Source organism: Gemmatimonas sp. (genome assembly GCF_046594945.1).
In the GTDB taxonomy this organism is placed as follows: Bacteria; Gemmatimonadota; Gemmatimonadetes; order Gemmatimonadales; family Gemmatimonadaceae; genus Gemmatimonas.
Window position 1 is genome coordinate 1 of sequence record NZ_JBKJRB010000037.1, and the last position, 9,521, is coordinate 9,521.

Sequence of the window (9,521 nt, forward strand, 5' to 3'; positions counted from 1 at the left end):
CCGTGCGCGATGTTGCCGAACGGGCCGGCGTGCAGAATGGCCGGTCCGCCCTCGAGCGTCTGTACGAGATTTGGGCGTAGCGCATCCTTGAGCAGCAGCGACATCGCTCCGGTGGCCTGCAGATCGCGCGCGCGGACGGGCGTGCGATCCTTTCCGCTCGTGGTGCCCACGATGATGTGGCCGAGTCGCTGCTCGAGGTCCTCGGCGTCGGACGCCAGCGCCACGATCGCCATGACCTCGCTGGCGGGAATGATTACCCAACGTTCCTCGCGCATCACGCCGTTGCCGGCGCCGACCCCGATGATCGCGCTGCGCAGCGCGCGGTCGTTCATGTCGATCGTGCGCGGCCACGCGATGCGCTTGGTGTCGAGGCCGAGCGCATTGCCGTGATACAGGTGATTGTCGATCATCGCCGACAACAGACTGTGCGCACTGGCGATCGCATGGAAGTCGCCGGTGAAATGCAGGTTGATGTCGTCCATCGGGAGCACCTGCGCATAGCCGCCGCCGGCCGCGCCACCTTTCACGCCGAACACCGGCCCCAGACTCGGCTCGCGCATGCAGAGCACGGCATTGTGCCCGAGGCGCCGAAATGCCTGTGAGAGTCCCACACTGACCGTGCTCTTCCCTTCACCGGCTGGCGTGGGGCTGATGGCCGTGACCAGCACCAGTCTGCCCTTGGGGGGCTGCGAGGCCAGCGCAAGCGGCAGCTTGGCCTTGTAGCGTCCGTACTGGTCGATGTCGTCGGGACCGAGCCCGAGATCGGCCGCCACGGCCGTGATCGGGCGCAGGCGCGCCTGCTGGGCAATCTCGATATCCGACGGGACGAACGGAGGGGTGACGGTCATGCGACTCGGTTCATGAAGTGAAGGACGGTCCTGCAAGCAGGCAGGGATGCTCCCGCATCGGCAGTTCCGGATGCATGTTGAGTGATGTCCCACGTATGCTATCCGGCCGACGTACACATGCCCCGAAGATACCGCAGAATGCGGGGGTTGGCTGCCTGTCCGGATGGTGGTGGTGCATACTTCCCATCGGTGCCGCTGGCGGCATCGCCGCAATCCGACAGAGGATTTCATGATCGTTTCAGTTTTCGGCGCCTCCGGGCGGACAGGTCACGCGTTCATTGCCAGCGCGACCGACGCCGGGATTTCGTTGCGGCTGCATTATCGGGCGAAGCCCTCGGAACAGGTGCCGACGTCGTCCACCGTGGTGGTGGGATCACTCAATGATCCGACGGCCGTGCGCGAAGTGTTGCGCGGGGCCGATGCCGCAGTCGTGCTGTTCGGCCCGCACCACGATGCCCGCATTCCCTTTTGTGCTGCGGCCACCAAGAACATCATTGCCGCCATGCACACACAGTCGCAGCAGCGGCTCTTGGTGGTCACGGGCGCGATGACGGGCGGCATGCCGTCGAACGTGTCGCTGGCGATGCGCTTCATGCGCAGCATCGTGCAACGGTCGGCGCACGAGGGCATGCTGGAAGATCGCGCCGAGCAGGAACGTCTCGTGCGGAACAGCAAGCTAGCCGGGTGGACGCTGATCAAGCCGCCGCGTCTCACCGACGATTCGGCGACGGACGCCGTGGATATCGGACCCGAGCTCTCGGTCGGTATGCGGAGCCGCATTGCCCGCGCGTCACTGGCCGGCGCGCTGGTGCGTGAGATTCAGGAGCCGCGATTCGCGCAACAGGCCGTGTACGCGGCCAATCGTTAGGGCCGTCGCCGCGGAGCCACCGTGGAGAAATTTCTCAACCCGATGTTTGTGTTCGACACGATGTTCGTGTTCGGGTTCGGGATCTTGTTTTGTCTGTACGCGTTGTGGGACCTGCGCAAAGAGAATCGACTCGCCGCCCTGGCATCCGCACGGTCGTCCGAACGGTCGTCCGCACGGTCTTCCCCTTCATCGAATCCTGTCATGTCCGACGCTCCTGTCATGCACAACGTACGCAAGCAGAACTGGGATGAACTTCCCATCGAAGAGCTCACGCCGCTCATCGGTCGCCGGCTGATCTACAGCGAAAAGATGATGCTCGCGCACGTGTACCTGAAGAAGGGTGCCATCGTGCCGGCGCACGATCACCTCAACGAACAGTTCACCTACGTGCTGTCGGGGACGCTGCGTTTCTGGATCGGCGAACATGCCGATGCCCCGGGCGATACGTATACCGATGTCGGTGCCGGCGACGTGCTGGTGATCCCGAGCCATGTGCGGCATCGCGCCGAAGCGCTCGAAGATACGCTCGACGTGGACATCTTCAACCCGCCGCGGCAGGACTGGATCGACAAGACCGACGACTATCTCCGCGGGACTCGCTGATGGATCTCGGCATTCAGGGAAAGGTCGCGCTGGTGTGCGGTGCGAGTCGCGGTATCGCATTCGCCGCGGCGGAAGAGTTCGCGCGCGAAGGCTGCGTGCTGGTGATCTGTTCACGCGACGCTGCGTCGGTCGGGAGCGCGAAAGCCAAGCTCGAGGCGCTCGGGGCCTCGGTCACGGCGATCGTGGCTGACCTCGCGACAGAGGCTGGCATTGCCGACGTCATCGCGCAAACGATGGCCGCGCACGGACGCGTCGATATTCTGGTGGCGAACACCGGTGGCCCGCCAACTGGCGCCGCGATGTCGCACGGGTGGGACACCTGGACCCAAGCCAGCGAATTGCTGCTGCGCAGCGTGGTCGAACTCACGCGCGCGTTCGTGCCGGGTATGCGTGAGCGAAAATGGGGACGAGTGGTCTCGATCACGTCGCTGGCCGTGAAGCGTCCGCAGGGATCGCTGGTGCTCAGCAACAGTTTGCGTGCCGCCGTAACGGGCTATTTGCGCACGCTGGCCGATGAAGTGGCAGGGGATGGGGTGACGGTGAACTCGGTGCTGCCCGGTTTCACGGCCACCGAGCGACTCGATGCGCTGGCCAGTGCCACCTCAACGCGCACCGGTCAGAGCCGTGAGTCGGTGTTCGACGGGTGGACGGCGGAAACGCCGGTTGGGCGACTCGGCCGCCCGGATGAGTTGGCAGCAGTGATAGCTTTCCTCTGTTCCGCGCGGGCCGGGTTCATGACCGGGCAAGCCGTGTTGGTGGATGGCGGCGCAGTGCATTCGCTGCTGTAGCCTTCCCCGTTCTTCTAACCGAAGCGTTCCGACATGAGCCAAATTGCCGAAACCCAGTGGATCTGGCGCGATGGTGCGTTCATCCCGTGGGCGGATGCCACGATCCATGTATTGAGCCATTCCGTGCAGTTCGGCTCGTCCGCGTTTGAAGGGGTCCGCGCGTACAGCACGTCGCGTGGGCCGGCGATTTTCCGACTGCGCGAGCATCTCACACGACTGATGATGTCGTGCAAGATCTACCGCATGGAGGTGCCGTACACGATCGACCAGCTCATCGATGCGTCGCGTGAACTGCTTGTTCGCAACGGTGTGGAGTCGTGCTATCTGCGACCGATGGTCGTGCGCGGATACGGCACGGCCGGGATGGTACCTACCGGAGCACCGGTCGAGGTGTATCTGCCCTGCTGGCCGTGGGGCACGTACCTCGGCGCCGGCGCGCTCGAGAACGGCGTGGATGCTTGCATCTCATCGTGGCATCGCGTGGAGCCGAACACGATTCCTGCCATGGCGAAGATCGCCGGTAACTATTTGAGCGGTCAGCTCATCAAGATGGAAGCGATGGCCAACGGCTACGCCGAAGGCATCGCACTGAGTCCGAGCGGCATGGTGAGTGAAGGCTCCGGTCAGAACGTGTTCCTCGTGTCGGGCGGTACGATCGTGACCACGCCGCTCGACGGCACGATTCTGGGCGGCATCACGCGTGACACGATCATGACGCTGGCGCGCGAGGCGGGCATCCCGGTGCGTGAAGCGCACATTCCGCGCGAGATGTTGTACATGGCCGACGAAGTGTTCTTCACCGGCACGGCGGCCGAGATCACGCCGGTGCGCAGTGTCGACAAGATCACGATCGGTGCCGGGAAGCCGGGACCGATAAGCACACTGATGCAGAAGCAGTATCTCGATATCGTGCACGGTCGCGTGGATGACACGCACGGGTGGCTGACGTACTGTCGCGATTGATGGTGCGCGAGTAAACGACGAGAGCGCACGCGACAGCAGAGTCGCGTGCGCTCTCGTCGTTTACTCGAACGCTAGAACGTGGGGCTTCGACGTCCCGCCACGAGGTGCAGGAGCGCGAGCAGGACGACGGCGCCGATTCCGGCCGTGAAGATCACACCGGGGACGCCGGGAAACGGCGGCGCGATCCCGAGCTCTCGAAAGAGCAGACCACTCGCGAACGCGCCGATGATGCCCACGATCATATCGCCGAACAAACCGACGCCGCCAACGATCAGCGACGCGAGTACGCCGGCGCCGAGTCCCACGAAAAGCCAGAGCAGCAGATCCATTGGTGCGGTCCTCATGTAAGAACGGTGCACTGTTTTTCATTTCGAACACAGGAAGGTTGTAGTGCGTAACCGCTTTCGTGCAAACGAGCTCGACCAATGGCGCTGACCTCCACCATGTACGCCCTCGAAGTGGCGCTGGCCAACGTCGATCGCGGCGTGTACGAGTCACTCGAGTTCCGCATGGCCATGCACCCGTCGGAATCGCCGGAGTACTTCGTGGCGCGGCTGCTCGCCTATTGTCTCGAGTACAGCGAGGGCATCGCGTTCTCCCGCGGCATTTCCGACCCGGATGAGCCGCCGCTGAGCGTGCGCGACCTGACCGGCAGCCTGAAGGTGTGGATCGAGCTCGGCGCGCCCGATGCTGCTCGGTTGCACAAGGCCAGCAAAGCGGCGCCACGAGTGGCGATCTACACCCATCGCGATCCGGCGCAGCTCCGTCGCCAGTGGGAGGGGGAAAAGATCCATCGCGCTGAACAGATCGAGCTCTACGCGCTCGAACGCGAGCTGGTTGATGCCATCGCGCAGACGCTCGATCGGCGTATGAAAGTCGAGTTGTCGGTCACCGACGGCACAATTTTCTTCAACGTGGCGGGCTCGACGCTGAGCGGGACGATACAGCGACTTTCGGTGCGCTGAATGGGCATGCCGAATGGCCGCGCGGTGGTGTTGAGCTGGAGCGGAGGAAAGGACAGCAGCCTCGCGTTGCAAGCCTTGCGTGCCGATCCGGATCTCGAGGTGGTTGCCCTGCTGACCAGCGTGACCGCGGGCTACGATCGCGTCAGCATTCACGGCGTGCGACGCACGCTGCTTGTCGCCCAGGCGGCGTCACTTGGGCTGCCGCTGGTCGAGATCACGCTGCGGCCGCAGTGCAGCAATGCCGAGTACGAGGCGGCCTTTCGGGAAGGACTGGCGGCGATTCGTGCACGCTTTCCGACGGTCACCGAGATCGCGTTCGGCGATCTGTTCCTCGAAGACGTGCGCGCCTATCGGGAGCACGCGTTGCACGGCAGCGGCTTCGCCCCCCGATTCCCCCTTTGGGGCACGCCGACCCCGGCGCTCGCGGCCCGATTCGTGGCCGATGGCTTTGTGGCCCATCTGGTGTGCGTCGACACAGCGCAACTCGACCAGGCCTTTGCTGGACGCCGGTTCGACAATGCGCTGCTGTCGGCGCTGCCCCCACTGATCGACCCGTGTGGCGAGCGCGGAGAGTTCCACACGTTTGTGTCCGATGGCCCGATCTTCGATCGTAAAATCGATTGTGCGCTCGGCCCGGTCGTGATTCGGGACGATCGGTTTGCCTATTGTGACCTGCTGGGGCCGGACGACCGGTAGCGGTTCGGCGTCCGCGTATCGTGCAGCGCGGCTGGTACTGGGACTAGATTGCGCGCATGCGAGTACAGAGTATCGGGACGACGCGCGTGAAAATTCGCCTGAACGTGTTCATGAACACGTTCATGAACACGTGCGGTCGGTTGGCGGTCGCGGCTGCCCTCCTCACTGGCTGCGCGGCCATCACCCGCGCGCCGACCACGGTGGCCGACCTGCAGCGCGACGCAGTCGCGATTGACGCTCAGCATCGTGCGCTGCGCGATACCGTGATTGAGCGGCTGGTGCGGCGTGTCGCGAAACGGGGTGATCGGACGGTGGATGTGTTGATGCTCTCCGGCGGTGGTCAAAACGGCGCATTCGGTGTTGGCTTTCTGCGCGGGTGGCAGCAGCGCGCCTCCGATTCGATGCCACGATTCGATCTCGTGACCGGCATCAGTACCGGCGCCTTGCAGGCGCCCTATGCGCTGATCGGCACGCCCAGCGCGATCGACACCATCACCGCGCTGTACGCTCGCGCCGCCAAGAGCTTTGCGCCGACGCTCGATTGGTGGTTCTGGCTCCGCCCCACCGGCGGACTGGTGAACACGAAGCGTTTTGATCGGACGATTGCCCAGACCTTCAATGGCCCGCTCCGCAGCGAGTTGCAGTCCGCCTTCGCGACGGATCAACAGATTGTGTTCGGCACCACGGATTTCGATCTTGGCATCGGTCGGATGTGGTCGTTAGGCGACGAGCTCGGAAGCGACCAGTCCGGCGCCGCTACCGCTGTGCGCGCGCAGCAGCTGCTCAAGGGGGCGACCGCCATTCCCGGCATCTTCCCACCGGTTATGATCGACGGACATTTACAGTCCGATGGCGGGGTGATCGAGAATATTCTGCCACTGCTCACCTTCGAGGACTACACGCGCCTTGGACAGCGTTTACAGGCGCGCGGGCTGACGGATGTCACGGTACGCGTGTGGGTGATCATGAATCTGTGGACGCACGGTGAACCGAAAGTGATGAAGCCGTCGGCGCGGCGCGCGATCAGCAGTCGCTCCACCTCGTTGCTGTTCTACGCCCATCAGCCGGCCACACTGACGGCGCTCGAGAATCTGTCGCGTGCGGTCAGCGATCGGGTGCCGGGTCTGCGTATGCACGTGCGAGTGGCCGCTATTCCCAGCGAGGAGTCGGTGTTCCCGGGTGCGAACGCGCTCTTTGAGCGACGGTTCATGCTGCGTCTCGATTCCCTCGGATTCAGCAAGGCGCAAAGCGCCACGCCGTGGGATGCGCTCACACCGAGTGCCTTCACTCGGCCCGAAGTTCGCCCCCGTTCGCGTTAGGATACGGACATCGCGTCCGCCTTGTTCATCTCCCCTGCTGCTGCCTCCGTGCCTGACCACGTCGTTCTCGATTCCGTTCTCGATTCCTCACCTGCTGTGACAGCTGCGGTCGCACTCGATGTCGTTCGCGCCGAACCGCTCTGCGCGGAAACGCCGGCGCGGTTGCTGTCGGCGCCGATCACACCGGCGCCCAGTGTGTACGTCCGCAGCAATTTTGCGCTGCCGTCGCTCAACGACACGCACCTGATCGACATCGGTGGTGCGGTGGGGTCGCCCTACGCGATTTCGTTACCAGAACTGGCCGCACTACCGCAGCGTCATGTCACGGTCACGTTGGAGTGCGCCGGCAACGGCCGCTTGGGCATGGACCCCATCCCTACCGGTGAGCCGTGGCGCTATGGCGCGGTGAGTACGACCACGTGGTCGGGTGTCTCACTGCGCACGCTGCTGGAGCGCGCCGGTTTGGCGGCAAATGTGGCGGAAATTCTCGGGGTCGGCGCCGACGCGGGGCCGCGTGATGACGCTGATGGCGAGGTGCGCTTCGCTCGATCGCTGCCAATCGCCGACGCGATGCATCCGGACACCATCGTGGCAACCCACATGGCCGGCGTGCCGCTATCGGCTGATCACGGGGCACCGGCTCGCCTGATCGTGCCGGGATGGTATGGCATGGCGAGCGTCAAATGGCTCGCCCGACTGGAGGCGCTCACGACGCCGTTTGGCGGCTACTTTCAGCAACAACGCTACGTCTACGACGTAAACGGCACGGTGGAGCCAGTGCGTCGCGCGCGTGTGAAGTCGATGATCACGTCACCGCTCGACGGCGGGCAGTGCGCGCGTGCCGTGACAGTGCAGGGATGGGCGTGGTCGGGTGCGGGCGCGATCGTGCGTGTGGAGCTGGCGGTAAACGACGCACCAATCTGGATCGAGGCCGCCCTGGGCACGCCGGTTTCGGCCTATGCGTGGACGCCGTTCGAGGCGGAGCTGATGCTGCCGGATGCGGCGACGGCGACCATCTGGAGTCGCGCGACGGATACGGCGGGACACCGGCAGCCGGAGCGGATTGCGTGGAATCGGTTGGGCTACGGGAATAACGGGGTGAGAGGGATAACGGTGGGGGTAGGTGACTGCGAGGGGCGCTAGGAGTGAACGGCGCTAGGAATAAACAGCGCTAGGAATGAAGGGCGCTAGGAGTGAACGGCGCTAGGAATAAACGGCGTGAACAGCTTGAAAGCAGAACGCGGAGGGACGCTGTAGCGTCCCTCCGCGTTCTGCGTGCTGGGCGGTGCCTAGTAGCCGAGCAGCTTCACGGCAGGGCCGAGGCGATATACGGTGCCGAACGGCGTGTTGATCGGCACCTCGCTCAGCGCCTTGCAATCGGGCGTCGTGGTGCACCTCGTGCCTGGTGCGCAGGAACCGGCGTTGAATTGGATCGTGCCGGTCACGGACTGGGTCGGCGCGATGGTGAACACGATCTTGGTGCCGCCGCTGTTGCCAGATGTGAAGCCGTTGGGGAAATAGAAGTTGGCTTCCTTCTGCTCCGACGCACTGCCGCGTAGGAAGACGCGCGAGACGTTGGAGATGTACGTGCCGGTCAGCGTGTTCTGCACAGTGTTCACCGTACCGTACACTTTGGCCGTAACGCGCATGTCGTACGGCGTCAGCGCATTGGCGCTGCCGGTGATCGAGAGATAAAACGTGGCATCGGTCACCTTCTTGTTGCTTCCGTTCACTCGCACCGCGTACGAGCCGATCGGATCCTTCTGATTGCCCGGTGCGCAGCTCACGATCGGCGTGCTGGTGGTCGTGCCGGTCGCCGTGAAAATCTTGTAGCGGGCCTCATCAAGCGTCGGCGTCGCGTCGAGACTGGCTAGCAATTCGTTTGCCCCCGCCTGCAGGGTCCAGGTGGTCGACGCGATGCCAGAGGCGTTGGTGGACTGATTGACGGTCGCGAGCGCTGTGGGCGTGAAGTACACCGTCGCGGCATTCACCAGGTTCCCGTAGCTGTCAATCACGCGAACAGACGGCGCGACGGTGCCGGCCGCGGTACCGAGGATCGTGCCGAACGGCGCCGTCTGATTATTGCCGGCGTTGATCGCCAGTGTGGCCGCCGATGCTGCGCCGATCGAGAAGACACCCGTGTTGGCGGTCAGCACCCCAGCGGCGAAGTTGAGCTGCTGCGTAGCGCCGGCCTGTTGAATTGAGAGGTCGGCGAATGTGGCTTGGCCGGCTACGGCAGTGCGGCTCGCGGTGCCGAACAGTGGGCCGCCCTGCAGCACACTCACCGCGATCGTGCCGGTGAATCCTTCCACAGTGCGATTGCCTTCGCCGGTCACGCGGATCGTCGCACTCGGCAACGTTGTACCCGCCGTATACGACGTCGCGGCCACCGGGCCGCCGGTGATCTCGATGCCCGTGGGTGCTGTTGCCTGCGCCGTAAACGTCCGCGCGGCCGGTTCGAAGATCACACC

Annotated in this window: 11 protein-coding genes; 8 read left to right on the top strand and 3 right to left on the bottom strand. The window is 64.3% G+C overall.

Going from position 1 to position 9,521, the window contains the following annotated elements; genetic code table 11:
• Positions 1–848 (bottom strand): formate--tetrahydrofolate ligase (locus tag ACLL97_RS04365; protein WP_411279256.1); only part of this gene is annotated, 848 nt, incomplete at its 3' end.
• A gap of 229 nt (positions 849–1,077) precedes the next feature.
• On the opposite strand from ACLL97_RS04365, the gene ACLL97_RS04370 reads away from it, so the two are divergent.
• The 4 genes from ACLL97_RS04370 (at position 1,078) to ACLL97_RS04385 (ending at position 4,070) form a co-directional block, all read left to right on the top strand.
• Positions 1,078–1,716: an NAD(P)-dependent oxidoreductase gene (locus ACLL97_RS04370; RefSeq protein ID WP_411279257.1), complete on the top strand. Its 639-nt coding sequence runs from the start codon at positions 1,078–1,080 to the stop codon at positions 1,714–1,716.
• Positions 1,717–1,917: 201 nt separating this feature from the next.
• Positions 1,918–2,319 (top strand): cupin domain-containing protein, encoded by a 402-nt coding sequence (locus ACLL97_RS04375; RefSeq protein ID WP_411279258.1) that lies wholly within the window; start codon positions 1,918–1,920, stop codon positions 2,317–2,319.
• Entirely contained in the window at positions 2,319–3,107 is a 789-nt protein-coding gene (locus ACLL97_RS04380) for an SDR family oxidoreductase (RefSeq protein ID WP_411279259.1), read from the top strand. The genes ACLL97_RS04375 and ACLL97_RS04380 overlap by 1 nt, the downstream gene beginning before the upstream one ends.
• Positions 3,108–3,140: 33 nt before the next feature.
• The gene (locus ACLL97_RS04385; RefSeq protein WP_411279260.1) at positions 3,141–4,070 is read left to right on the top strand and encodes a branched-chain amino acid transaminase; all 930 of its coding nucleotides are present in this window, start codon (positions 3,141–3,143) and stop codon (positions 4,068–4,070) included.
• A 71-nt stretch (positions 4,071–4,141) separates the two neighbouring features.
• On the opposite strand, the gene ACLL97_RS04390 is transcribed toward ACLL97_RS04385, so the two are convergent.
• Positions 4,142–4,399: a GlsB/YeaQ/YmgE family stress response membrane protein gene (locus tag ACLL97_RS04390; RefSeq protein ID WP_411279261.1), complete on the bottom strand. Its 258-nt coding sequence runs from the start codon at positions 4,397–4,399 to the stop codon at positions 4,142–4,144.
• 96 nt (positions 4,400–4,495) lie between these two features.
• Between ACLL97_RS04390 and ACLL97_RS04395 the strand changes: the two genes are divergently transcribed.
• The 4 genes from ACLL97_RS04395 to ACLL97_RS04410 all read left to right on the top strand — a co-directional run bounded on the left by ACLL97_RS04395 (position 4,496) and on the right by ACLL97_RS04410 (position 8,193).
• A complete protein-coding gene (locus ACLL97_RS04395; protein WP_411279262.1) occupies positions 4,496–5,035 on the top strand; it encodes a YaeQ family protein in 540 nt (179 codons plus the stop codon).
• On the top strand, positions 5,036–5,731 hold the full coding sequence (locus ACLL97_RS04400) for an ATP-binding protein (RefSeq protein WP_411279263.1): 696 nt from the start codon (positions 5,036–5,038) through the stop codon (positions 5,729–5,731).
• An 86-nt stretch (positions 5,732–5,817) separates the two neighbouring features.
• Entirely contained in the window at positions 5,818–7,050 is a 1,233-nt protein-coding gene (locus ACLL97_RS04405; RefSeq protein ID WP_411279264.1) for a patatin-like phospholipase family protein, read from the top strand.
• Positions 7,051–7,146: 96 nt separating this feature from the next.
• The gene (locus ACLL97_RS04410; protein ID WP_411279265.1) at positions 7,147–8,193 is read left to right on the top strand and encodes a sulfite oxidase; all 1,047 of its coding nucleotides are present in this window, start codon (positions 7,147–7,149) and stop codon (positions 8,191–8,193) included.
• 146 nt (positions 8,194–8,339) lie between these two features.
• Here ACLL97_RS04410 and ACLL97_RS04415 read toward each other — a convergent pair.
• The coding region (locus ACLL97_RS04415; RefSeq protein WP_411279266.1) for a hypothetical protein at positions 8,340–9,521 on the bottom strand (1,182 nt) is incomplete at its 5' end.